This window comes from Sphingomonas sp. 3P27F8, assembly GCF_005502745.1.
Lineage (GTDB): Bacteria > Pseudomonadota > Alphaproteobacteria > Sphingomonadales > Sphingomonadaceae > Sphingomonas.
Genome location: NZ_SCNL01000003.1, coordinates 117,656 through 140,602, shown reverse-complemented (window position 1 = coordinate 140,602; position 22,947 = coordinate 117,656). Strand labels below are relative to the sequence as shown.

The window sequence follows — 22,947 nt, the reverse complement described above, 5'->3', positions numbered from 1 at the left end:
GAGAACGCGCCGGGAGCTTAGAGCGCGCGGCCGAAAATAAGGTCGTCGTGCCAGGTCGCGCCGACGAGAAACCGCCGCTCGCCGACGATCGCGAAGCCGTGCTTGGTGTAGAACCGCTGTGCACGATGATTGCGGCCATAGACGCCGAGGAGCATTCGGCGGCAGCCGAGCGCCCGGGCATCGTGGAAAGCGCGCTCCATCAGAGCAGCGCCCAGGCCGGTGCCATGAGTGGGGAAAAGCGCGTAGATGCGCTTCAGCTCGATATCGCCCGGCGCGGTCGGCAGCGGGAGGTCGGGTTCGCTCAGTGCCGTGTAGCCGAGCGGCGCCGCGCCGGTCGTTGCCTCTGCGAGCGTCACTACGCTGGCAGGATCTTCAATCAGGCGGAGGAAGCTCGACGGATCGGATTTCGCGCCGACATGGGCGACGATATCCGGCCCGTCCAGGATACCGGCGAACGCTTCGAGAAACGTGGCCCCCGCGACGAGGGCACAGGCGGCCGCGTCGGCGGTTTCAGCGCGACGCAGCCGCCAGTCCATTCAGCCGACGATTTCTTCGGCCTTGAAGAAATAGGCGATTTCGATCGCCGCATTCTCATCCGAATCCGAACCATGCACCGAATTTGCCTCGATCGATTCGGCCAGTTCCTTGCGGATCGTGCCGGCGTCGGCGTTCTCGGGGTTGGTGGCGCCCATGATGTCGCGGTTGCGCTGAACGGCATTCTCGCCCTCGAGCACCTGCACGACGACCGGGCCGGAGATCATGAAGGAAACCAGATCGTTGAAGAACGGGCGCTCCTTGTGCACCGCGTAGAAGCCCTCGGCCTGTTCCTTGGTCATCTGGATGCGCTTGGAGGCGACCACACGCAGGCCGGCCTCTTCCAGCATCTTGGTGACGGCGCCGGTCAGATTGCGGCGGGTGGCATCGGGCTTGATGATCGAAAAGGTACGGTTCGCGGCCATGATGGTCACGGGCTCCTTGGCAAGGTTTGATGTGGGAAAACTGGCGGCGCTCTAGTCTTGGTCCGGCGAAAGAGCAACCGTGGCTAGGCCACCTGTTCCCAGCGACCCGCCTCGTTCTGCTTCCAGTAGCGACGGTCCACGCCCTCGCGCGCCTGGAGTTCTCGCCACGCGGCACGGGCGGCCTCGATCGAATCGTCGTCGAAGAAATGGAACGCGCGCTCGAACGTCAGCGCCGCCTCCCGCCAGATGCCGTCCACCAGCGCCACATGCCGCGCCCCGTTGGCCGCTATTACCTCACCAGAAATCAAAACCGCCTGCCCCCTATCGTCTTCCGCACCCGCCGGCGCGTGCGGGAGGAAACTATCCGGTGCGTAGCTCCACAGCAATCGGTCGAGCGCGGCGCGCTGCTTATCGCCGCCCGCCACTATCAACAGCCGATTGCCGGAAGCCAGCACCTTCTCGGCAACCTGCGGGAGCGCGCGCTCCAACGGGGTGAAGTTCAGATGATAGAAATCGACCTTCATCAGCGCTCGAAATTATCGGCGACAAAGCGATCGAGCAACCGCACACCATATCCGGTCGCACCTTTGCCCCAAGTCGGGCCGTCCTTATCGGCCCAAACCATGCCGGCAATGTCGAGGTGCGCCCACTTAACACCATCATCCACGAAGCGCTGGATGAACTGCGCCGCCGTGATCGATCCGGCACCGCGCGGGCCAACGTTTTTCATGTCAGCGATGGGGCTGTCGATCAGCTTGTTGTAGGCGTCACCGAGCGGGAAACGCCACAATTTGTCGCCGCTCGCCCTGCCGGCAGCCAGCAACTGGTCGGCAAGCCCGTCATCGTTCGCAAAAACACCGCCATACTCGTTGCCGAGGCTGATAATCATCGCGCCGGTCAACGTGGCGAGATCGACGATCGTCTTTACCTTGTGCGTTTTCTGAGCCCAGGTGATGCAATCGCACAGAACGAGCCGCCCCTCGGCGTCCGTGTTGATGACCTCAATTGTCTGGCCGGACATGGAGGTAACAACGTCCCCGGGGCGCTGGGCGTTGCCATCGGGCATGTTCTCGACTAGCCCGCAAATGCCGATCACATTCGCTTTCGCCTTGCGCAGCGCGAGCGCCTTCATGGCGCCAGCCACCGCGCCAGCACCGCCCATGTCCCACTTCATGTCCTCCATCCCGGCCGCAGGCTTGATCGAGATGCCGCCAGTGTCGAACGTTACGCCCTTGCCAATCAAGGCAAGAGCAGGATCGCCTGGCTCTGCGCCATTCCAGCGCATCGCCAGTAGGCGAGGCGCGCGGCGCGAGCCCTGTGCGACACCCAGCAGCGAGCCCATACCAAGCTTGCGCATCGCCGTTTCGTCGAGCACTTCGATTTCCAGTCCGAGCCCGTCGATGTCCGCCACCACGCGCTCGACGAAGCTTTCCGGGTAGAGGATATTCGCGGGCAACGTCACGAGCGTCCGGGTAAGCGCCAGCCCTTGGGTCACCGCGTCGCGGTTCTGCCAGGCCTCCTCACTTCCGGCGGGGGCGTTCACGATCGTCAAAGTCGCGAGCGTCACTTTCGACTTCTCGGGCAGGCGTGTGCGATATTCGTCGAACCGCCACCCGCGCTGCGCAAAACCCGCGGCAAAGCGGGCAGTGGCCAACGCGGTAGCGCCGCTTTCGGCGAGATCGAGCGTAACGCCAGTCACGCCGGAGGTGATGAGTTTCGCCGTGAGTGCCCCGCCTGCGCGCTCATAACCGGTGTCGTCGCCGTCGCCAACGCCGAGCAGCAGAACCCGTCGTACGCTCTCACCTATGCTCACAAATGCTTCAGCGACACTGCCCGCCTCACCCTCGAAGCGCTGACCGCTGGCCGCGGCGGCAAGAACCGCGCGAGCCGCGGCGTCGAAACCCGGCAATGCGAGCCCAGGCGCATCGCGCTTTCGCACGATGAAAGCGAGCGCATCGTCATTCTCGGATCTTGTCGGGGCGAAAACGATCTTCATCATACATTCCTCAATACTTGCCTTCGCCACTGGGCTTTCCCGGTCCGGCTGGCAAGGCGTTGCAGCAAGCGCGTAGCGATGCGATAGGGCGCTTGTCCGCCGCCATTCCGGCCGCGCCGACGAGTTGCGGGAATTGCGCGCGTTGCGTTTCGATCGTCTTGCCTGCTGTGCTCTGCCGCTCGCGCTGATGGCGGGAGTGGCCGAAGCGCAGGATCTTCAGGATCGCGCCGTCCCGCCGCCGCCGCCATCGTCCGTTGCGCCGCCCGCCGCCGACGATCAGGTGCAATTCAGCGCCAATGCACTCGAATATGACAGCAACGCAGATATTGTCACCGCGACAGGCGATGTGCGCATGTTCCGTCAGGGGCAACGTCTACGCGCCGAGCGCGTGGTGTGGAATCGCAAATCGGGTCAAGTTACCGCCAACGGCAATGTCGCAATTACCAACCCAGAAGGCGACGTGGCGTATGGCGATTCGATCGAGCTGACTGATTCGCTGCGTGATGGGGTCGTTCACAACATGCTGGTCGTGCTCGACCAAGGCGGCCGCCTCGCTGCGACCGAGGGCGCCCGGCATGACGACGGATCGATCTCTCTTCGCCATGCTGCCTATACCGCCTGCTCGGTAACCGATTCGGATGGGTGCCCAAAGGAGCCGAGCTGGAAGATCACCGCGATCAAGGTGCTATACCGGCCAGATCGTGAGCGCGTATATTATACCGGCGCGCGCATTCATGTTTTCAATGTCGTCAGCGTGCCGTTGCCGCGTTTCTCTCATCCGGTGGGAAGCGGCAACACCAGCGGCCTGCTCAGCCCGATCCTGCGCGTCGATCAGGTCAACGGCCTGGAAATCGCCACCCCTTACTATTTCGATCTGGCGCCCAACCGGTCACTCACCATTACGCCGCACGTCTATACTGCTGTGCTGCCGATGCTGCAGGCCAATTATCAAGCGCTGGAAAGCAACGGCGCGTTCAGTCTCAGCGGCTATATTACGTCCAGCCGACGCAGCGACGACATCTCGGCTGGGCCCGGTGCATCGACCAGCATGGCATTGCGCGGGTATCTCGATGGCGTCGGTCGTTTCCAGTTTGATCAAAACTGGAGCCTGTCGGGCTCGCTGCGACTCGTTACCGATCGCACCTTCCTGCGCCGGTACGATATCTCGAACGACGATCGACTTCGGACCACATTGGCACTGGAGCGCGTAGATCGGGACACGTACTTCTCGCTAGCTGGCTGGGCGGTTCAGACGATGCGCGTGGGTGACGTGCAGGGGCTTCAGCCCGTCGCCCTCCCCGAAATAGATTACCGACGTCGTATCACCGATGTGCTGTTTGGTGGGACGGTGCAGCTGCAGCTGAACACACTCGCGATCAGCCGCGCGCAGGGGCAAGACACCCAGCGGGCTTTTGCGGCGGCGCGCTGGGATCTGCGCCGGATCACCACACTTGGCCAGGAAGTGACGCTTACCGCCTACGGTCGGGTCGATGCTTATAACACCAGCGACATCGCCGCGACGACGGTGCCTTCCTATCGCGGGCTGGACGGTTTTCACACTCGCGGCATCGCGGCGCTGGCGGTCGATGTGCGCTGGCCGTTCGTCGGGCCATTGTTCGGCGGCACGCAGCGTTTTACCCCTAGGTTCCAGATCGTCGCGTCGCCGAAAATCAACAACCTCGACGTACCGAACGAAGATGCCCGTGCGGTGGATCTGGAGGATTCGAACCTTTTCGCGCTCAATCGCTTTTCCGGGTACGATCGGTGGGAGGATTCGAGCCGCGCCACTTACGGTGCGGAATGGGCGCTGACCCTGCCGGGCTTCACGTTGTCGAGTGTCATCGGGCAAAGTTATCGCCTCAGCGACAGACCATCGATTCTTCCCCCCGGCACCGGCCTGAGCGACCGCTTCTCCGACATTGTGGGCCGCACCGAGCTTCGTTTCCGCGATTTTGTTTCGATCATTCATCGCTATCGCGTGGACAAAAGCGATTTCGCGGTTCGCCGGAACGAGATCGACGCAACCGTTGGCACCCGCTCGAACTATATCATGGTCGGCTATCTGCGCCTCAACCGGAACATCACCTCGATAGAAGATCTTCAGGATCAGGAGGAATTGCGCGTCGGTGGCCGGGTCAAATTCTCGCGTTTCTGGTCGGCCTATGGCTCGACGGTGATCGATCTCACGAACAGCGCGAATGCCACCAGTATACCGCTGCCGGTCGCTACGGGCAGCAATTTCAATCCCGTCCGCCATCGGCTCGGCATCACATATGAGGACGATTGTCTCGTGCTGGGTGCCACGTGGAGGCGCGATTATCAAACCACGGGGGACGCGCGCGCGGGCAACAGCTATCTGTTGACGCTGGCGTTCAAGAACCTCGGACGCTAAGCCTCGGTTCAGTAAGTCTGGAGCAGACCCGCGACGCTGCGGCAAAGTAGGAATCCAATCAGAGTGATCATGCGACGGAACGGGGCGACGCGATATGGCCGCCTGATCGGTGCAATGCTGGCGGTGGCAGCAGCTACGGTGGCATTCGGTCAACAACAGACCGTGCAGGATCAGTCGCTGCCCGACAATACCGGGCTGGATATCCCGGCCAACCTCCAAATATTTGGCAAGCTTGATCCGAACATTCGCAAGGCGACCGCGATCGTCAACGACAGCGTCATCACCGGCACCGACGTCGATCAGCGTGCGGCGCTTATTATTGCCGCTAACAACATCAAGTTGCAGGGCGAGGAGTATGATCGCCTGCGATTGCAGGTGCTCCGCCAGTTGATCGATGAGGTGCTGGAAATTCAGCAGGCCAAGACCGCTGACGTGAAGGTGGACGCCGCCGAAATCGATCAAAGCTTTGCGAATGTCGCCAAGAATTTCGGTAAGACCCCCAAAGAATTTTCGGCATTCCTGCGTCAGAGCGGCTCGTCCGATCGCTCGATCCGACGGCAGATTGAGGCCGAACTGGCGTGGAGCAGGTATCTTCGCCGTCGCGTGGAGCCTTTCGTCAATGTTGGCGATATCGAGGTGAAGGCTATTTTGGCGAGGCTCGAGGCCGCGAAAGGCACGGAGGAATTTCACCTCAACGAAATATATCTTAACGCGACGCCAGATCGCACTGAGCAAGTTTATGCCAACGCGCGGCAGCTGATCGACGAGATTCACAAGGGCCAGGCCCCGTTCGGCTATTTCGCGCGCAATTTCTCGGAAGCCTCCACGCGCGGCGTGAATGGCGACCTCGGATGGGTGCGCAGTTCCCAATTGCCGGACGTTCTTGCGGAAGCGGCCGGGCAGATGAAGATCGGCCAGGTAGCCGGACCCATCGCGGTGCCAGGGGGCTTCTCCATCCTGTTCCTCGTGGACAAGCGACAGGTGCTTACCGCCGACCCACGTGACGCGCGGCTCAGCCTTAAGCAGATGACGATCAAGTTTCCGCCGGGCACGACACAGGCACAGGCCACAGCCCGCACCGCCGAGTTCGCCAATGTCACCCACGCGTTGCAAGGCTGCGGCTCGGTCGAAAAGGTGGCGGCTCAGATCGGGGCGGAAGTCGTCGACAACGATACGATTCGTATCCGCGATCTGCCGGCGGCGCTGCAGGATATCATGCTTCAGCTACAGGTTGGCCAATCCAGTCCGCCATTTGGCTCGCCGACTGAAGGTGTTCGCACACTCGTTCTCTGCGGCCGGGATGAGGCGTCGGCCGGTAAACTTCCTGGCGCCGAACAAATTCAGAACCAACTCGAGCAGCAGCGCGTAAACCTTCGTGCGCAGCAGGCCCTGCGCGATCTGCGGCGTGACGCGGTGATAGAATATCGCTGAGGAAAGGATGATGCTGCCGCTAGCCGTTTCGATGGGTGATCCGGCAGGGATAGGCCCGGAGATCATCGCCAAAGCCTGGGATGCCCGTTCGGCCCATGGCTTGCCGCCGTTCGTCGCAGTTGGCGATGCGCGCGCCGTCGAACGCGTATGGCGTGGCCCGATCGCGCGGATCAGCGAACTTGACCAGGTGACGTCAGCATTTGCAGCTGGCCTTCCCGTGCTGACGGTTGAAGACGCGGGCGAGATCGAACCCGGCGCGCCGGACGCCGACGGAGCGCGTTGCGCGCTTCATTCGCTAGAATTGGCGGTCGGGCTTGCCCGATCGGGGGTTGCCGGTGCGCTTGTCACAGGCCCGGTTTCAAAGGCTCGGCTTTACGGGATCGGCTTCACCCATCCCGGCCAAACCGAGTTCGTCGCAGAGCGTTGCGGCATCGCCGGTCAAAACGCGGTCATGATGTTGGCGGGGCCGTCGTTACGCGTCGTACCCATAACCACGCACGTTCCGCTCGAACGCGTCGCCTCGTTGCTGACGATCGATCTGATAGTTGCCAAAGCGCGCGCGACCGCGCGCGGACTGGCCAGGAATTTTGGCATTGAAAAGCCCCGTCTCGCATTCGCGGGCTTTAATCCGCATGCCGGCGAAGGCGGCGCGATCGGACGCCAGGAAATAGACTTGATCGAGCCGGCGATCGCAATCCTGCGCGACGAGGGAATAGACGCGCGTGGGCCGTTTGCCGCCGATACGCTGTTTCATGGGCGCGCCCGCGCTCATTACGACGCAGTTTTGTGCTGTTATCACGATCAGGCATTGATCCCCCTGAAAACGCTTCATTTTGACGAGGGGGTTAATATGACCCTGGGGCTGCCGATCGTTCGGACGTCGCCCGATCACGGCACTGCATTCGCGATCGCGGGTAGTGACCAGGCGGAGCCGGGCGCAATGATCGCGGCGATTGCAATGGCAGGAGAGGCTGCGGCGCGACGCGCAGCGTGGCCGACCGCGTGATCGAACTTCCGCCGCTGCGTGAAGTGATCGCGCGGCATGGGCTGTCGGCGTCCAAGGCTTTGGGCCAGAATTTTCTGTTCGATGCACAGTTGCTTGCGCGGATCGCGGCGATCCCCGGCGATCTCCATGAGGAACAAGTTCTGGAGATTGGCCCCGGGCCGGGCGGTCTGACGCGCGCACTGCTTGCAGCGGGCGCGCGCGTAACCGCAATCGAGCGGGATCGACGCTGCCTACCCGCGCTTGCCGAATTGGCTGAGGCCTATCCCGAAAGATTGCGTGTTATTGAGGGCGACGCGCTGGAAGTTGACGGACAGGCCCTTTTCGATGCCGCCCCCCATATCGTCTCCAATCTGCCCTATAACGTCGGGACGGCACTGTTCGTTGGCTGGCTATCGGCGGATTGGCAGCCATGGTGGAAATCTCTGACATTGATGTTCCAGCGGGAGGTCGCGGATCGGATAGTCGCGGCCCCCGGAAGCGACGCCTATGGCCGGCTTTCCGTGCTAGCCCAGTGGCGGGCGTCGGCGCGGATCGCGATGCCGGTGCATCGTTCGGCCTTTACTCCACCGCCCAAAGTAATGTCGGCCGTGGTCCATGTAGTTCCCACAGCGGCCCCCTCCGATGTTCGATTGACGGTGCTGGAACGCCTGACCGCCGCCGCGTTCGGGCAGCGGCGCAAGATGTTGCGCCAGAGCTTGCGCGGCGTGCCCAGCGCATTGGATGCGCTGTCAGCCGAGGGGATCGATGCCACGCGGCGCGCCGAAACGGTAAAGGTCGCGGAATTTGTTAATCTCGCCAGACGGCTTTCCGCGAGCTTGAAGCCGGTCAGTCTTTAACCGGCGCGGTTTTGGCCGGCACCGCTTGCGCGGTGGCGATCGGCGGCGGCCCCTTCGCTATCACCGCGGCAAGGGCGTTCGCCTGTGGGCAGTCGCCCTTGCAAACGGTACGCAGCTTGGCGAGATTCTCCTTCGCCCGCGCCATAGCGCCCTTGGAAACCAACGCCTCGCCCTGCCCTTTAAGAGCCACCGGGTCGTTCGGTTCCAATGTAAGCGCCTCTCGATAGAAGCGGATCGCCTTGCCAGACAAGCCCCGCGCCTCGGCGACTTCGGCCATGACGATGAACGCCTGACGGTTGCGCGGATCGACCGCAACCGCACTTTCCAGTGCATCGCCAGCCCCGTCGAGATTGCCCGCCGCCATTGCTGCGCGGCCCTGCGCGAGCAACGCCATGGAGCGCGGATCGATCTGGTCATCCGGGCGCTGGCCGTGGAGCGAGGTCGAAATCGAAACCAGCGCCAGCGAAGCGGCGATGGCGACGGACGAAAAACGCATGATCAGCTCCGACTTCGACACTATGAGCGGCGGGTTAGCATGGGGCGATCAGCCGTGCGACAAAAAAGCCGTCTGTCCCATCGTGCGCGGGGCTGAGCCTGACACCGGCGTGGTGACGACGACCAAGTGCCAATGTAGGTGGTTCAGCTGTCCAGCCGGGGTGCGTCGCGAGAAACGGCATCACCTGCCCCGCCCCCTCCTCATCGACCAGCGAGCAGACAATATAGATCAGCGCGCCGCCCGGCCGCGTCAGGGCGGCGCCTATGCCGAGCAGGCGCTGCTGGGTTTCAACCAACCTCCCCAGTCTTGCGGGTGTGATCCGCCATCTCGATTCAGGATTCCGCCGCCATGTTCCAGTTCCGGAGCAAGGCGCATCGATAAGCACGACATCCGCGGCAGTTCGCAAGCCTTGCAGTGCCGCCAGTTCATGGTCGGGATTGAGGAGCACCGTTTCCGCGATCGTGACGCCTGCCCGCACGGCGCGCGGAGAAAGGCGGCCGAGCCTGGATCGATCGGTGTCCGCCGCAACGATTCGCCCCTCATTATGCATCGCGGCCGCCAGCGTGAGAGTCTTGCCCCCCGCGCCAGCGCAAAGGTCGAGCACGGTCATGCCCGGTTCGACCCGCGCTGCGCCGGCAACGATCTGGCTGCCCGCGTCTTGCACCTCCAGCCGGCCGCCATAACTCTCCACATTGGTACCGGCGGGCAAACGCAGCCCACCAGGGACGCCGGCTATAGGCGCGGCGCCCGGAATTTCGCTCGCCATCACCTCGGCGTCCGCAATCAAAGTATTCACGCGGACGTCGAGGGGCGCGCGCTCAACCAGCGCGGCCAATTCCTCCTCGTCGAGCCCTGACTGCCGCATCCGCTCCGCAAGCCAGGCCGGAGCCGTACCACCGGTCGCGACAGGTTCCTCGGGATCGATCGGTGCAGGCCCATGCACAGACCCGTCGAAACCGCGCACGAGATTCTCGTCCCCGCGCGTCAACAGCAGCATCGCCGCGCGGCCCGACACAGGCATTTCTCCGCAAGCCCGGATCGCCGCGAACACAAGCTCACGCACCGCCCGGCGATCCTTCGAGCCGGCGTAGCGGCGGGTGGAGAAATAGCGCTGGACGATCGTGTCGGCCGCCGCACCGCCCTCGCGGGCGGCCGCAAGCACGAGATCCAGCACCTCGATCGCCGCCTGAATGCGCGCGGCTGGCGTCATCGGACAGACCTGAAATCAGCGCGTGGGATAGTTGGGCGCCTCTCGCGTGATGGTCACGTCATGCACATGGCTTTCCTTCAGCCCCGCGCCAGTGATTCGAACGAAATTTGCGCGGCGCTGAAGATCGGCGATCGTCGCAGCGCCAGTATAGCCCATCGCGGCCTTGATCCCGCCGACAAGCTGGTGGATCACATCACGCGCCGGGCCCTTGAACGCGACCTGCCCCTCGATACCCTCGGGCACCAGCTTGAGCTGATCCTTGATATCGCCCTGGAAATAACGGTCCGCCGACCCGCGCCCCATCGCACCCACGCTTCCCATCCCACGATAGGATTTATAGGCACGCCCCTGATAAAGAAAGGTTTCTCCGGGCGCCTCTTCCGTACCCGCCAGCAACGAGCCAACCATGCAAGTCGATGCGCCGGCCGCCAGCGCCTTCGCAAGATCCCCCGATGTGCGGAGACCACCGTCGGCGATAACCGGTACGCCGGCTTTCGCCGCAGCCTCCGCGCAATCCATCACGGCGGTGAGTTGCGGCACGCCGACGCCGGCGACGATCCGCGTCGTGCAGATCGATCCCGGACCGATACCCACCTTGATCCCGTCGGCACCCGCGTCGATCAGCGCACGAGTCGCCTCCCCGGTCGCGACGTTGCCGGCGACGACCTGCACCGCGTTCGAGAGCTTCTTCACCCGCTCCACCGCCGCCGCCACATCGCGGTTATGGCCATGCGCGGTATCGATCACGATCAGATCGCACTCTGCGTCCACGAGCGCTTCGGTTCGATCGAAGCCTTTGTCGCCCACCGTCGTCGCCCCCGCGACGCGCAACCGACCTGCCCCGTCCTTCGTGGCGTCGGGATAGGTTACGGCCTTTTCGATATCCTTTACCGTGATGAGGCCGACGCAGCGGTAGGCATCGTCCACCACCAGCAGCTTCTCGATCCGGCGCTGGTGGAGCAGGCGCCGCGCTTCCTCCTGGCCGACGCCGGTCTGCACCGTCGCGAGATTCTCGTGGGTCATCAATTCGCTGACGGGCTGTTTCGGGTTCCCGGCGAAACGCACGTCGCGGTTGGTGAGGATGCCGACCAGCTTTCCGTCCTTCTCCACCACCGGAATGCCGCTGATGCGGTGCTGGGTCATCAGGGCCTGCGCATCAGCCAGCGTGGCGCTCGGCGCGATCGTGATCGGATTCACCACCATGCCGCTTTCAAACCGCTTAACCTGCCGGACTGCCGCGACCTGCTCCTCAACGGTAAGGTTCCGGTGAAGAACGCCGATGCCGCCAAGCTGCGCCATGACGATCGCCATATCGGCTTCCGTAACCGTGTCCATCGCGCTCGACAGGATCGGAATGTTGAGGGCGATCCCGCGCGTGACCTGCGTTCGCGTGTCTGCGCCGCTGGGCAGCACCTGCGATTCAGCGGGCACCAAAAGGACATCGTCGAAAGTGAGGCCGAGGCGAATGTCCATATGCTTGCCGAATCCTGCGTGGGGGAAGGAGGTGGCGGGCCATGTAACCGCGCGAACGCGGTTTCGCTAGGCCCCCGCTGGTGTGATAGTTATGATGCACGCACCTTCGGGAGAGAGATATGGTCGCGATCGTCGTAACCCTGCTGCTGGCGCTGGTGCTTTTCTACCTGATGACGAGCATCAAGATCGTTCGCCAAGGCTATCAATATACGATCGAACACTTCGGCCGTTACACGACGACGGCGGCGCCGGGGTTCAATTTCTATCCCGCCTTCTTCTACCGCGTCGGCAGGCGCGTGAATATGATGGAGCAGGTGATCGATATTCCGGGGCAGGAAATCATCACCAAGGACAATGCGATGATCTCGACCGACGGGGTCGTGTTCTTCCAGGTGCTCGATGCGGCCAAGGCCGCGTACGAGGTGTCGGACCTGTATGTCGCGCTGCTCCAGCTCACCACGACCAATCTGCGCACGGTGATGGGCTCGATGGACCTCGACGAAACGCTCTCCAAGCGCGATGAGATCAACGCGCGCCTGCTGTCCGTGGTCGATCACGCGACGACGCCATGGGGGGTCAAGATCACCCGCGTCGAGATCAAGGACATCCGCCCGCCCGCCGATATCGTCAACGCGATGGGCCGGCAGATGAAGGCGGAGCGCGAGAAGCGCGCCAATATCCTCGACGCGGAGGGAACTCGCGCCTCCGAAATCCTCCGTGCCGAGGGTCAGAAGCAGGCCCGCATCCTGGAAGCCGAGGGTCGAAGGGAATCGGCGTTCCGCGACGCCGAGGCGCGCGAGCGCGCCGCCCAGGCCGAAGCGAGCGCTACACGGGCCGTCTCAGAGGCGATCGAGGGCGGCAATACGCAGGCGATCAACTATTTCATCGCACAGAAATACGTCGAGGCGATCGGCAAATTCGCGACCAGCCCTAACGCCAAGACGATCCTGTTTCCGGTCGAGGCGACGCAGCTCATGGGCACGCTGGGCGGGATCGGCGAACTGGCACGCGACGCCATAAGCGCGATGCCCAGGTCCGAGCAGCCCTCAGCCGGGCCTTCCGTGCCGCGCGTCAAGGGGGCTTCTACCCCGCAATGATCCTCGACGATTTCGTGCAGCATATGGCGGCGGCCTGGATCGCGGCGGCGGTCTTGCTTGGCATAGCGGAACTGGCGATCCCCGGCGTATTCCTGGTTTTCCTGGCGATCGCGGCGGCGATCACCGGCGTCGCGCTGTTCGCGCTGCCCGATCTGCCGCTTGCGGCACAGGCGGGCAGCTTCGCGGCCTGGAGTGTCGTGTCGGTAATGATCGGGCGGCGGTGGTATCGCGACTATCCGCTCGAAACCAGCGACCCCATGCTCAACGATCGCGCAGCGCGCGCGATCGGGGCGACGGTGGTGATCGCCGAGCCGATCGTCGATGGTCGCGGTCGTGCGCGGCTGGGCGACAGCACGTGGCCGGCGACGGGCCCAGACGCCGCCGCCGGCGAGCGCATGCGGGTACTCGCCGTGGAAAACGGCATTCTCCGCCTCGAGCCGCTTGGATCAACTCTTGCCGAAAAGCTTCCCGGCCAGCCCGGATAGCAGGCCGCCGGCGCCGCCCTCGCCGTCCCCACCGCCCGTAGCCCCGATGATCTGGGCGAACTGCCCGAGCGACCCCTCGCCCCCGATGTGGCCGACGATCTCCTGCAATGTGTCCGCCGGGAGGCCGGTGGTCTGAGCCGCGCCGTCGACCGTGTCGCCGGGCTCGGTATGCGACTGGGTTAGCGCGGAGATGGCCTGTTCCACCTGATCCTGCGACAAGCCAACCTTGGCGGCCAGATTAGCCACGTCCACGTTCGAGCCGATCTGGCCGAGCAAACTATCGAAAATACCCATCGCTAACCTCGCAAAAGCAGCCCCCGGCGATCACACTGTATCAGTGGTCGCCGGGCGGTGCGAGCGCGATCAGGCGGGTTGCGCAACCTTCGGTGCGGACTGGCGAACACCCTCGTCGACATGATCGGCGAACTGCGCGAAATTCTCGTTGAACAGATCAACGAGCTTGGCTGCGGTCGCGTCATATTCGGCGGCATTCGGCCACGTCGCTCGGGGATCGAGGATGCTGGCATCCACCCCCGGCACACTCACCGGCACCTTGAACCCGAAATTGGGATCGGTGCGGAACTCGGCGTCGTTCAGGCTCCCATCGAGCGCGGCATTGAGCAACGCACGGGTCGCTTTGATAGGCATACGGCTGCCGACGCCGTATTTGCCGCCGGTCCAGCCGGTGTTGACCAGCCAGCAATCCACCCCGCCCCTGGCGATCCGCTCCTTGAGCAGATTGCCGTAAACCGACGGATGGCGCGGCATGAACGGCGCGCCGAAGCAGGTCGAGAAGGTGGCGTCCGGCTCGGTCACGCCGATCTCCGTGCCCGCGACACGCGCGGTGTAGCCGGACAGGAAGTGGTACATCGCCTGATCTGGAGTAAGCTTGGCGATCGGTGGCAGAACGCCATAGGCATCCGCCGTCAACATCACGATATTCTTCGGCACGCCTCCCATGTTCTCGGCGGAGGCATTGGGGATGAAATCGATCGGATAAGCGCCGCGACTGTTCTCTGCGAGCGTCGCATCATCCAGATCGAGCTCGCGGGTTTCCGGGTCCATCACGACATTTTCGAGTACGGTGCCGAACCGCTTGGTCGTGGCGTAGATTTCGGGCTCGGCCTCAGCCGACAGCCGGATCATCTTGGCGTAGCAGCCGCCCTCGAAATTGAAGACGGCAGTGTCGGACCAGCCATGCTCGTCGTCGCCGATCAGGGTGCGGCTCGCATCGGCCGAAAGGGTCGTCTTGCCCGTGCCGGATAGCCCGAAGAACACCGCCGTCGAACCGTCCGCGCCCATGTTCGCCGAACAGTGCATCGGCATGACGCCATCGACCGGCAACAGATAGTTGAGCAGGCCGAACACCGATTTCTTCATTTCGCCGCCATAGCGGGTCCCGCCGATCAGGATCAGCTTCTCGGAAAAATTGACAGCGATCACTGTTTCCGAGCGGGTGCCGTGGCGCATCGGGTCCGCGCGAAAGCTGGGCAGATCGATGATCGTGTAATCCGCGTCGAAGCCCTTGAGCGCGGATACTTCCGGGCGAACCAGCATCGTGCGGATGAACAGGTTATGCCACGCCAGCTCGTTGATGACGCGCACGCGAACACGATGCGACGGCTGCGATCCGCCGTAAAGATCCTGAACGAACAGATCATCCTTATCGCGAAGCGCTGCGAAGAAATCAGCCTTGAGCGCGGCAAAATGCTCTGGCGTCATCGCCTTGTTGGTCTTGCCCCACCACACCGTATCGGCGGTTTCGGCATCCTTCACGATGAATTTGTCCTGCGCCGACCGTCCGGTATGCGGCCCGGTTTCGACCACCAGCGGGCCATCCGCCGCAAGCTTCCCCTCGCCACGCGCGACCGCGCTTTCGACAAGGCGCGCCGTGCCGAGATTCCAGTGCAGATTAGCGCGGGTCTCGATGCCCTGGGCCTCCAGGCCGGCCGCCGGAATACGATCGCTCACAGGCATATCCCCTAAAAACAGACTACAGCCGGCACCGTATCCGGGCCGGTAAATGCCGAGCGCATATAATCAGCGCCGCCGCCCGTCAAACGACGCGGGCATTGAGCCCGTCCCATCTTTGCACTAGGCGCGATTCCATGACCGCAACGATCGCGCTCGTGGACGACGACCGGAACATCCTGACTTCGGTTTCGATCGCGCTCCAGACCGAGGGATTCCTCACCCGCGTCTATTCCGATGGAGAGACTGCGCTGAAGGCGCTGATCGAGAACGCGCCGGATCTTGCCATCTTTGACATCAAGATGCCGCGCATGGACGGGCTTGAGCTGTTGCGGCGGCTACGCGAGAAGAGCCAGATCCCGGTGATCTTCCTCACCAGCAAAGACGACGAACTGGACGAGGCGCTAGGCCTTGCGATGGGGGCCGACGATTATATCGCCAAGCCGTTCAGCCAGCGCCTGCTGATTGCGCGCGTCCGCGCTATCCTGCGACGGACGGAACTGACCCAGGCCCCGGATGGCGCCGAAACCGAAACCCAGGGTCCGCTCGAACGGGGGCGGCTGGTGATGGACCCGGCTCGCCACCGCGTTACCTGGGGCGGCACGCCGGTCACCCTCACCGTTACCGAATTTCTGATCCTGGAAACGCTTGCCCAGCGGCCGGGCATCGTGCGCACCCGCAACCAGCTGATGGATGCGGCCTATCAGGACGACATCTATGTCGATGATCGCACGATCGACTCACACATCAAGCGGGTTCGGCGAAAGTTTCGCGAGGTAGATGGCGAATTTGACGCTATCGAGACACTCTATGGCGCCGGATACCGTTTCTCCGAAGAGTGAAGGCAGCGACCTCGCGCTCCGCTGGTCGGGTCGCGTATCGCTAACCAGACGCATCCTGGCGGTAAACATCTTCGCACTTTTGCTGCTCGCAGGCGGATTCTTTTATCTCGATTCGTATCGCGCGCGTATTCTCGACAACCGTACCGAGCAGGCGATGCGCGAAGCGCGCCTGATCGCGGAGGCCCTTCAGACCGTCACCCCGACGCTGCGCAATCCGCTGATCGTCCAGCTTGCGCAGGATACGGGTACGCGCATTCGGCTGTTCGCTCCGAACGGCGCGCTGACCGTGGACAGTCGCGCGCTCGGCAAGCGGAACTTCCAGCTTCTCGATCCCGACAAGGATGATCGCGGGCAGCGGATCGCACGCTTTCTGGATGCCGGTATCGACACGGTGGTGGGCGCGATCCGCCCGCCCCTCTATCGCGAGCATGACGATGGACGAAGCTGGCCCGATGTGCGCACCGCTCAGTCGGGTCATGCCGCCGCGACGGTATGGCGGGCGCCAGATCGAACGCCGGTGATCACCGCTGCCGCCCCGCTCCTTGACGGCGCCGCGGTCATGACGGCGGTCAACGCGCGCGACATCACCCAGACGGTGCGCGTCGAGCGCTACAGGCTCAGCCTGGTGTTGCTGACGGTGACGGTCGTGTCGATCCTGCTGTCGCTATTTCTCGCGCGAACGATCGTGCGCCCGCTCCGCCGGCTCGCGCGCGCCGCGGTGCGGGTTCGGCTTGGGCGTGCCCGGGAGGTAGTGGTGCCGAGGCTGCCGGACCGCAAGGACGAGATCGGCATGCTGGCCCGCGCTTTATCCGACATGAGCCTGGCCCTGCGCGCCCGGATCGACGCGACCGAGGCGTTCGCGGCGGACGTGACGCACGAGATGAAGAACCCGCTTGCTTCGCTTCGATCGGCGGTCGAGGGGCTCGGGCACGTCAGGGATCTCGAGCTTCAACAGCGTCTGCTTTCCATCGTTCGCGAGGATGTCCATCGTCTCGACCGGCTTATCACCGATATCTCGGAAGCGTCGCGCCTGGACGCGCAGCTGAGCCGGGCGAAATTCGAGCCCGTCGATGTAGGCGCGATGGTTGAGGGGATGATCGCGCAGCGCCGGGAACGCGGCATCGAGCGGGAGATCCGCATCCGGCTGGACCGCTCGCAACATATTCCCATGATGGTATCCGGTGAGGGCGCGCGACTGGAGCGAGTGTTCGAAAACCTGATCGACAACGCTCTCTCCTTCTCCCCTGATGGCGGCCTGATCGCGATCGCCGCCCGCGCGGCCGACGGTGCACTTGAAATAGGCGTGGAGGATGAGGGCCCGGGCGTGCCGGAGGATGCCCGCGAGGCGGTATTCCGCCGCTTCCAGTCGATTCGCCCGCACAGCGAAGCGTTCGGGCAGCATTCGGGGCTCGGGCTCGCGATCGCGCGCACTATCGTGGAGGCGCACCAGGGCACGATCGAGGTGCAGAGCCGTGAGGACAGGCTGACAGGCGCCCGATTCGTGGTGCGGTTGCCGCTCGCGGACGGTGGTTGAAGTGTCAGCGACGGAGGCGGTGCACGCCACGACGGTCGCGATCGGCGGACGGGCGGTAATGCTCGTCGGATCATCCGGGTCCGGCAAATCAGATCTGGCGCTTCGGCTGATTGACCGCGGCGCGCGGCTCGTATCGGACGATTATACCGAATTGACGCTCGGCGACGGCATCCTCTTCGCAGCCGCGCCCCGGCCGATCGCCGGCCAGATGGAGGTGCGCGGCATCGGCATCGTCGATATGCCGCATCTGGACGAGGTGCCGGTGGCGCTTGTCGTCTGCCTCGATGCCCGTGTGGAGCGGATGCCCGAACCCGCCACTTGTACCTTTGCCGGATGCGCCATTCCGGCTATCGCGTTGAGCGCCTTCGAGGCGTCTGCCCCGATCAAGATCGAGCTTGTGATGCGCCGGATTCCATCGTGACCCCTCCCCCGGAAATATTGCTGGTCACCGGCATGTCCGGCGCAGGCAAATCGACGGTGCTCAAGACGCTCGAGGATCTTGGCTGGGAAGTCGTCGACAATCTGCCGCTGTCGCTGCTGGATCGGCTGCTGAACGCGCTCCCGCCAGCGGGCACGGAGGATATGCATCGCCCGCTCGCGCTCGGAATCGGCGCTCGCACCCGGGATTTCGACGCCGCGCAGGTCGTGGCTCAGGTCGAACGTCTCCGCGCCAAGGGCGGCTATGAGATCGGCACGCTGTTCCTGGACTGCGAATCTGACGAGCTGGCGCGGCGCTATGATGAGACGCGCCGGCGGCATCCGCTTGCGCTTGATCGCCCCGCGCGAGACGGGATCGAGCGGGAGCGGCAATTGCTCGCTCCGCTGCGACAATGGTCCAACCGGCTGAGCGACACGACGCATTTCAATGCCCATGCTCTCGCGCAACAGGTGCGCGCGGCCTTTTCGCGATCTGGTGTCGGGGACACGATCGTTTCGATCATGTCGTTCGGCTTTGCGCGCGGCCTGCCGACCGATGCCGATCTGGTTTTCGACATGCGCTTCCTGCGCAATCCGCACTGGGAGCCGGATCTGCGCCCCGGCACCGGGCGCGATCCGGAGGTCGCGGCTTATATCGCCGCCGATCCGGCCTATGCCGACGCGGTGCGCAAGATCGAGGATTTGCTCCTCCTTCTCATCCCGCGTTATATCGCGGAGGGAAAATCTTACGTCACCGTCGCCTTTGGCTGTACCGGAGGGAGACATCGCTCAGTGCACGTCGCCGATCGGGTGGCAGAGCGGTTGCTTACTGCGGGATTTTCGCCCACGGTTACACATCGCGATCTGGCGGCGGCGCCGCAGGATTCGCTTGAAGGAAACCCGGCAGGGAAATGAACGACCTCAACAAGCAATTGATCGGCCTGGTTCTTGTCACGCACGGGCGTCTCGCCGACGAATTTGTCACGGCGATGGAGCATGTCGTCGGGCCTCAGAAGCAGGTGCAGACCGTCGCGATCGGCCCGGACGATGACATGGAGGCCCGTCGCGCCGACATCCGGGCGGCGATCACCGCCGTGGACGCTGGACGCGGGGTCATCGTGCTGACAGACCTGTTTGGCGGCACCCCCTCAAACCTCGCCATCTCGCTGATGGAGCGTGGCCGCGTCGAGGTGATCGCCGGGATCAATCTCCCCATGCTGATCCGTCTCGAATCGGCCCGTAAGTCGATGACGGTCGTGGCGGCGGTCGCCGCCGCGCGGGAGGCCGGGCGCAAATATATCTCGGTCGCGTCCGAGGTGCTGGGCGAGGCCGCTGCGTGACGGTGTCGCGTGAGGTGCGGATCAGCAACCGGCGCGGTCTTCATGCACGCGCCAGCGCCAAATTCGTGACGCTCGCCGCGGAACAGCCGATCCCCGTTAACGTCGCGAGGGGCGGTTCGAGCGTGACGGGCACCTCGATCATGGGCCTGATGATGCTGGGAGCGGCGATGGGCGACACGATCACCATCTCGGCGACCGGCGATGAGGCCGAGCATGTCGTCGCCGCCATGTGCGGGCTCGTCGAGGGAAAGTTCGGCGAGGATTGATGCCCCGCCAGATTACCGCTTTTTCCAACCCGCTCGTCAAGCAGGTGCGCGATCTGCGCGACAAGCGCCATCGCCGCGAATCGCGACGGTTCCTTGCTGAAGGCCTGCGCATCCTAACCGAGGCGCAGGAGACCGGCCGCCTGCCGCGCTATCTGTTCTTCACCGCCGCCAGCGCCGGGCATCCTCTGGTCGAGCGTCTGATCGCCGCCGTCGAATCGCGTCACGGCGAGGCGATCGAGACGACAGCCGATATCCTCTCCAAGCTTTCCGGAAAGGATAATCCGCAGGCAGTCGTCGGCGTGTTCGACGAATTCTCCGCGTCCCTCGATACACTGGATCGCTCCGCATCCGGCATCTGGCTAGTCGCCGAGCGACTGCGCGACCCCGGCAATCTCGGGACGATCCTGCGCACTGGCGACGCCGTCGGCGCGGGCGGCCTGATTCTGATCGGCGATTGTGTAGATCACTTCTCGGTCGAGGCCGTACGGGCCAGCATGGGCGCACTTTTCACGGTGCCTGTCGTAAGGTGCGAGTGGGAGGCGTTCCTCGCCTGGCTGCGCGGTGGACCTGGCACGCTCGTGGGCCTGAGCCTTCAGACCGAGCATGATTATCGCACGCCAGCCTACCCCGACCCGACTTTCCTGCTGACCGGCAACGAGGCGCAAGGGCTACCCGAAGATTATGAGGCGGCGTGCGACCTGCTGGTGAAGCTGCCGATGCTCGGCAAGGCGGACAGCCTGAATGCAGCGGTGGCGACTGCCGTGATGGCGTACCAGGTACTGGCCGCACAGCGCGGATAGCGTCTTGCGCGGGACAGTTTATTGCCGCTATCGCCGTACCGAGTTTTTGAATTGAACGGGATGAGGGCATGAAGCGTTTCGAGGGCACGCAAAGCTATGTCGCGACCGATGATCTGAAAGTCGCCGTCAATGCAGCGGTGATGCTCCGTCGCCCGTTGCTGGTGAAAGGCGAGCCCGGCACCGGCAAGACCGTACTCGCCTATGAGATCGCCAAGGCAACCGGCGCGCCGCTGATCGAGTGGAACGTGAAGTCCACCACCAAGGCGCAGCAGGGTCTGTACGAATATGATGCCGTTGCCCGCCTCCGTGACGGACAGCTCGGCGACGAGCGCGTCCACGATATCGGGAATTACATTCGCAGGGGCAAATTGTGGGAGGCATTTACGTCGCCCGAATTGCCTGTGCTGCTGATCGACGAAATCGACAAGGCCGATATCGAATTTCCGAACGATCTGCTTCAGGAACTCGATCGGATGGAATTCCACGTTTACGAGACGAAGGAGACGGTACGCGCGGCCGAGCGTCCGATCGTCGTCATCACGTCGAACAACGAAAAGGAGTTGCCGGATGCGTTTTTGCGCCGCTGCTTCTTCCACTACATCAAGTTCCCCGACCGGGACACGATGCAGGCGATCGTCGACGTTCACTTCCCTGGCATCCAGAAGATCCTCGTTTCGAAGGCGATGGACATATTCTACGAGGTGCGCGAGGTGCCGGGCCTGAAAAAGAAGCCTTCGACCAGCGAACTGCTCGATTGGCTGAAGCTGCTGCTGCACGAGGATATGCCGCTCGACGTGCTGCAGAACCGGGATCCGACCAAGGCGATCCCACCGCTCCACGGCGCCCTGTTGAAGAACGAGCAGGATGTAATGCTGTTCGAACGGCTGGCATTTATGGCGAAGCGGCAGGCCAATCGCCCCTGAAAACGGTCCTAACACGCCGAAGCGAGTCTATCTCACGACGACCCGCTTCTTCGCTAACTATTTGTTAACTGAAAAAGGTAACCATTCCGCCATCAGTGTGAACTGAGAGTGCGATGCGGTGTTGAAGCGATATTCCCTTGGCCTGCTGGCCTTTGCAGCGGTGGCGCAGTCGGTGCCTGCGCAAGCAGCATTGCTCGATTATATCGGGCAGTGCGTGCCGTTCGCGCGGGCCGTATCAGGCATTCAGATCTTCGGCGACGCCTGGACGTGGTGGGATCAGGCGGAGGGCCGTTATCCTCGCGGGCACCAGCCTAAAGTCGGCTCAGTCATCGCCTTCGCCCGGCAGGGCCGGTTGCCGCTGGGACACGTTGCGGTGGTCAGCAGAATCGTCGAGCGGCGCGTGCTGATGCTCACGCATGCCAATTGGTCCCGCGTCGATGGTGCGCGCGGTCATGCAGAGCAGGACGTGACGCTCTATGATGTCTCGCCCGACAATGACTGGAGCGAAGTGAAGGTCTGGTATCGCGATTCCCAAGGGCTTGGTGGTACGATCTATACCGTCAACGGCTTCATCTATGCGCCGGGCCGCCCCTCCCCCGAATTGACCGCGCGCAACCCGGATTATGTCGGCGCGCTGATCGACGCCTATGTGCCGGACGCCGGTCGCGCGACCCGTTGACACCGTCACGGTGCAATTATTCGCCACGACCGCATAAAAACTTTTCGCTTGCCGGCAGATTCCGACGATGAAACCCGACGCGTTCATCGCACGTTTCATCGTCAGGCCCCATGTATGGGGAGGCCGTCGATCGGGCGGGTATGGAGATAGAAGATGATCGAGCATCTCAAAGGTCGCGGCAAGCTCATCGCTGCTATTGCATCGGGCGCTCTGCTGGTCAGCGGCTGTGCGACGGAGACCACCTATCGCCCAGCGACGGGCAAGGGGTTCTACCGCACCGGCTATAGCGATCGACAGATCGAGGCCAATCGCTGGTTGGTCACTTTCGCCGGCAACACCGTCACCGATCGCGACACGGTGGAGCGCTATCTTCTGTTCCGTGCGGCGGAGCTGACACTTCAAAACGGCTATGACTATTTCGTGATGGTCGATCGCACGACAGATCGCCAGGCGCAGACCTATTCGACACCCGGGCCGCGTTTCGGCATGGGCGGCTTCTGGGGGCCATCATGGCGTTATTACGGGCGCGGCTTCGGCTGGCGTGCATGGGATCCGTGGTTCGGCGATCCGTTCTGGGGCGACAATATCGATGTTCGCACGGTCGACCGTTACGAGGCTTCGGCAGAAATCGTGATGCGCAAGGGCACACCGGCGCGCGATGAGGTGCGGGCGTTCAACGCACGTGATGTCGCTGACCGGATCGGGCCGACGGTGGTGATGCCGAAGCCCTGATCCGTTAGGGAAGAAATGAAAAGGGGCGGCCGATCAAAGCGATCCGCCGTCCCTTTTCTCGT

General features: G+C 63.4%; 25 protein-coding genes. 16 read left to right on the top strand and 9 right to left on the bottom strand.

What is annotated here, in order from left to right; all coding sequences use genetic code 11:
• Positions 1-17: 17 nt before the first annotated feature.
• From FFS35_RS05365 to FFS35_RS05350, 4 genes are all read right to left on the bottom strand, one after another.
• Positions 18-536 (bottom strand): GNAT family N-acetyltransferase, encoded by a 519-nt coding sequence (locus tag FFS35_RS05365; protein WP_137786098.1) that lies wholly within the window; start codon positions 534-536, stop codon positions 18-20.
• Complete coding sequence (gene ndk, locus FFS35_RS05360) at positions 537-959, bottom strand: nucleoside-diphosphate kinase (RefSeq protein WP_137786241.1); 423 nt, start codon at positions 957-959, stop codon at positions 537-539.
• Positions 960-1,042: 83 nt separating this feature from the next.
• Complete coding sequence (locus tag FFS35_RS05355; RefSeq protein WP_137786097.1) at positions 1,043-1,483, bottom strand: DNA polymerase III subunit chi; 441 nt, start codon at positions 1,481-1,483, stop codon at positions 1,043-1,045.
• The gene (locus FFS35_RS05350) at positions 1,483-2,955 is read right to left on the bottom strand and encodes a leucyl aminopeptidase (RefSeq protein WP_137786096.1); all 1,473 of its coding nucleotides are present in this window, start codon (positions 2,953-2,955) and stop codon (positions 1,483-1,485) included. Before FFS35_RS05350 ends, FFS35_RS05355 begins: the two co-directional genes overlap by 1 nt.
• Before the next feature lie 187 nt (positions 2,956-3,142).
• On the opposite strand from FFS35_RS05350, the gene lptD reads away from it, so the two are divergent.
• The 4 genes from lptD to rsmA all read left to right on the top strand — a co-directional run bounded on the left by lptD (position 3,143) and on the right by rsmA (position 8,620).
• Positions 3,143-5,347, top strand: coding sequence for an LPS assembly protein LptD (lptD, locus tag FFS35_RS05345; protein ID WP_137786240.1), 2,205 nt, complete (start codon positions 3,143-3,145; stop codon positions 5,345-5,347).
• A 69-nt stretch (positions 5,348-5,416) separates the two neighbouring features.
• Positions 5,417-6,778, top strand: coding sequence for a peptidylprolyl isomerase (locus tag FFS35_RS05340; protein WP_137786095.1), 1,362 nt, complete (start codon positions 5,417-5,419; stop codon positions 6,776-6,778).
• Positions 6,779-6,785: 7 nt separating this feature from the next.
• The gene (pdxA, locus tag FFS35_RS05335) at positions 6,786-7,784 is read left to right on the top strand and encodes a 4-hydroxythreonine-4-phosphate dehydrogenase PdxA (protein WP_137786094.1); all 999 of its coding nucleotides are present in this window, start codon (positions 6,786-6,788) and stop codon (positions 7,782-7,784) included.
• Positions 7,781-8,620: a 16S rRNA (adenine(1518)-N(6)/adenine(1519)-N(6))-dimethyltransferase RsmA gene (gene rsmA, locus FFS35_RS05330; protein ID WP_137786239.1), complete on the top strand. Its 840-nt coding sequence runs from the start codon at positions 7,781-7,783 to the stop codon at positions 8,618-8,620. Before pdxA ends, rsmA begins: the two co-directional genes overlap by 4 nt.
• On the opposite strand, the gene FFS35_RS05325 is transcribed toward rsmA, so the two are convergent.
• Genes FFS35_RS05325 through guaB form a run of 3 tightly spaced genes read right to left on the bottom strand, consistent with a single transcriptional unit; the run spans position 8,610 to position 11,799 of the window.
• Positions 8,610-9,116, bottom strand: coding sequence for a tetratricopeptide repeat protein (locus FFS35_RS05325; RefSeq protein WP_137786093.1), 507 nt, complete (start codon positions 9,114-9,116; stop codon positions 8,610-8,612). The genes rsmA and FFS35_RS05325 overlap by 11 nt on opposite strands.
• 34 nt (positions 9,117-9,150) lie before the next feature.
• A complete protein-coding gene (locus FFS35_RS05320) occupies positions 9,151-10,326 on the bottom strand; it encodes an RsmB/NOP family class I SAM-dependent RNA methyltransferase (protein WP_137786092.1) in 1,176 nt (391 codons plus the stop codon).
• A gap of 15 nt (positions 10,327-10,341) precedes the next feature.
• Positions 10,342-11,799, bottom strand: coding sequence for an IMP dehydrogenase (guaB, locus tag FFS35_RS05315; RefSeq protein WP_137786091.1), 1,458 nt, complete (start codon positions 11,797-11,799; stop codon positions 10,342-10,344).
• Positions 11,800-11,918: 119 nt separating this feature from the next.
• On the opposite strand from guaB, the gene FFS35_RS05310 reads away from it, so the two are divergent.
• On the top strand, positions 11,919-12,896 hold the full coding sequence (locus FFS35_RS05310) for an SPFH domain-containing protein (RefSeq protein ID WP_137786090.1): 978 nt from the start codon (positions 11,919-11,921) through the stop codon (positions 12,894-12,896).
• The gene (locus FFS35_RS05305; protein WP_171007521.1) at positions 12,893-13,381 is read left to right on the top strand and encodes an NfeD family protein; all 489 of its coding nucleotides are present in this window, start codon (positions 12,893-12,895) and stop codon (positions 13,379-13,381) included. The genes FFS35_RS05310 and FFS35_RS05305 overlap by 4 nt, the downstream gene beginning before the upstream one ends.
• On the opposite strand, the gene FFS35_RS05300 is transcribed toward FFS35_RS05305, so the two are convergent.
• Together FFS35_RS05300 and FFS35_RS05295 are read right to left on the bottom strand one after the other, a co-directional pair.
• Positions 13,343-13,675, bottom strand: coding sequence for a hypothetical protein (locus tag FFS35_RS05300; RefSeq protein ID WP_137786089.1), 333 nt, complete (start codon positions 13,673-13,675; stop codon positions 13,343-13,345). The two genes, FFS35_RS05305 and FFS35_RS05300, sit on opposite strands and share 39 nt — an antisense overlap.
• Before the next feature lie 69 nt (positions 13,676-13,744).
• The gene (locus FFS35_RS05295) at positions 13,745-15,358 is read right to left on the bottom strand and encodes a phosphoenolpyruvate carboxykinase (RefSeq protein ID WP_171007520.1); all 1,614 of its coding nucleotides are present in this window, start codon (positions 15,356-15,358) and stop codon (positions 13,745-13,747) included.
• A gap of 131 nt (positions 15,359-15,489) precedes the next feature.
• On the opposite strand from FFS35_RS05295, the gene FFS35_RS05290 reads away from it, so the two are divergent.
• The 10 genes from FFS35_RS05290 (at position 15,490) to FFS35_RS05245 (ending at position 22,885) form a co-directional block, all read left to right on the top strand.
• On the top strand, positions 15,490-16,194 hold the full coding sequence (locus FFS35_RS05290) for a response regulator transcription factor (RefSeq protein WP_137786087.1): 705 nt from the start codon (positions 15,490-15,492) through the stop codon (positions 16,192-16,194).
• Positions 16,163-17,728 carry a stimulus-sensing domain-containing protein gene (locus FFS35_RS05285; protein ID WP_137786086.1) on the top strand — a complete coding sequence of 522 codons (1,566 nt, stop codon included), beginning with the start codon at positions 16,163-16,165 and terminating at the stop codon, positions 17,726-17,728. The genes FFS35_RS05290 and FFS35_RS05285 overlap by 32 nt, the downstream gene beginning before the upstream one ends.
• Positions 17,721-18,149: an aldolase gene (locus FFS35_RS05280; protein WP_137786085.1), complete on the top strand. Its 429-nt coding sequence runs from the start codon at positions 17,721-17,723 to the stop codon at positions 18,147-18,149. Before FFS35_RS05285 ends, FFS35_RS05280 begins: the two co-directional genes overlap by 8 nt.
• A complete protein-coding gene (gene rapZ / locus FFS35_RS05275) occupies positions 18,143-19,060 on the top strand; it encodes an RNase adapter RapZ (RefSeq protein WP_137786237.1) in 918 nt (305 codons plus the stop codon). The genes FFS35_RS05280 and rapZ overlap by 7 nt, the downstream gene beginning before the upstream one ends.
• A gap of 17 nt (positions 19,061-19,077) precedes the next feature.
• Positions 19,078-19,485 carry a PTS sugar transporter subunit IIA gene (locus tag FFS35_RS05270; protein ID WP_137786236.1) on the top strand — a complete coding sequence of 136 codons (408 nt, stop codon included), beginning with the start codon at positions 19,078-19,080 and terminating at the stop codon, positions 19,483-19,485.
• Positions 19,482-19,751 (top strand): HPr family phosphocarrier protein, encoded by a 270-nt coding sequence (locus tag FFS35_RS05265; RefSeq protein WP_137786084.1) that lies wholly within the window; start codon positions 19,482-19,484, stop codon positions 19,749-19,751. The genes FFS35_RS05270 and FFS35_RS05265 overlap by 4 nt, the downstream gene beginning before the upstream one ends.
• On the top strand, positions 19,751-20,551 hold the full coding sequence (locus FFS35_RS05260; protein WP_137786083.1) for an RNA methyltransferase: 801 nt from the start codon (positions 19,751-19,753) through the stop codon (positions 20,549-20,551). Before FFS35_RS05265 ends, FFS35_RS05260 begins: the two co-directional genes overlap by 1 nt.
• Positions 20,552-20,619: 68 nt before the next feature.
• Positions 20,620-21,474 carry a MoxR family ATPase gene (locus FFS35_RS05255; protein ID WP_137786082.1) on the top strand — a complete coding sequence of 285 codons (855 nt, stop codon included), beginning with the start codon at positions 20,620-20,622 and terminating at the stop codon, positions 21,472-21,474.
• Positions 21,475-21,595: 121 nt separating this feature from the next.
• On the top strand, positions 21,596-22,153 hold the full coding sequence (locus FFS35_RS05250; protein WP_137786081.1) for a CHAP domain-containing protein: 558 nt from the start codon (positions 21,596-21,598) through the stop codon (positions 22,151-22,153).
• Between the two features lie 153 nt (positions 22,154-22,306).
• Positions 22,307-22,885 carry a hypothetical protein gene (locus FFS35_RS05245; RefSeq protein ID WP_171007518.1) on the top strand — a complete coding sequence of 193 codons (579 nt, stop codon included), beginning with the start codon at positions 22,307-22,309 and terminating at the stop codon, positions 22,883-22,885.
• Positions 22,886-22,947: the final 62 nt, after the last annotated feature.

Coding starts and splice junctions, on each gene's coding strand:
- FFS35_RS05365 (WP_137786098.1), bottom strand. CDS start 536: ATGGACTGGCGGCTGCGTCGCGCTGAAACCGCCGACGCGGCCGCCTGT.
- ndk (WP_137786241.1), bottom strand. CDS start 959: ATGGCCGCGAACCGTACCTTTTCGATCATCAAGCCCGATGCCACCCGC.
- FFS35_RS05355 (WP_137786097.1), bottom strand. CDS start 1,483: ATGAAGGTCGATTTCTATCATCTGAACTTCACCCCGTTGGAGCGCGCG.
- FFS35_RS05350 (WP_137786096.1), bottom strand. CDS start 2,955: ATGAAGATCGTTTTCGCCCCGACAAGATCCGAGAATGACGATGCGCTC.
- lptD (WP_137786240.1), top strand. CDS start 3,143: ATGGCGGGAGTGGCCGAAGCGCAGGATCTTCAGGATCGCGCCGTCCCG.
- FFS35_RS05340 (WP_137786095.1), top strand. CDS start 5,417: ATGCGACGGAACGGGGCGACGCGATATGGCCGCCTGATCGGTGCAATG.
- pdxA (WP_137786094.1), top strand. CDS start 6,786: ATGATGCTGCCGCTAGCCGTTTCGATGGGTGATCCGGCAGGGATAGGC.
- FFS35_RS05325 (WP_137786093.1), bottom strand. CDS start 9,116: ATGCGTTTTTCGTCCGTCGCCATCGCCGCTTCGCTGGCGCTGGTTTCG.
- FFS35_RS05320 (WP_137786092.1), bottom strand. CDS start 10,326: ATGACGCCAGCCGCGCGCATTCAGGCGGCGATCGAGGTGCTGGATCTC.
- guaB (WP_137786091.1), bottom strand. CDS start 11,799: ATGGACATTCGCCTCGGCCTCACTTTCGACGATGTCCTTTTGGTGCCC.
- FFS35_RS05310 (WP_137786090.1), top strand. CDS start 11,919: ATGGTCGCGATCGTCGTAACCCTGCTGCTGGCGCTGGTGCTTTTCTAC.
- FFS35_RS05305 (WP_171007521.1), top strand. CDS start 12,893: ATGATCCTCGACGATTTCGTGCAGCATATGGCGGCGGCCTGGATCGCG.
- FFS35_RS05300 (WP_137786089.1), bottom strand. CDS start 13,675: ATGGGTATTTTCGATAGTTTGCTCGGCCAGATCGGCTCGAACGTGGAC.
- FFS35_RS05295 (WP_171007520.1), bottom strand. CDS start 15,358: ATGCCTGTGAGCGATCGTATTCCGGCGGCCGGCCTGGAGGCCCAGGGC.
- FFS35_RS05290 (WP_137786087.1), top strand. CDS start 15,490: ATGACCGCAACGATCGCGCTCGTGGACGACGACCGGAACATCCTGACT.
- FFS35_RS05285 (WP_137786086.1), top strand. CDS start 16,163: ATGGCGCCGGATACCGTTTCTCCGAAGAGTGAAGGCAGCGACCTCGCG.
- FFS35_RS05260 (WP_137786083.1), top strand. CDS start 19,751: ATGCCCCGCCAGATTACCGCTTTTTCCAACCCGCTCGTCAAGCAGGTG.
- FFS35_RS05255 (WP_137786082.1), top strand. CDS start 20,620: ATGAAGCGTTTCGAGGGCACGCAAAGCTATGTCGCGACCGATGATCTG.
- FFS35_RS05245 (WP_171007518.1), top strand. CDS start 22,307: ATGATCGAGCATCTCAAAGGTCGCGGCAAGCTCATCGCTGCTATTGCA.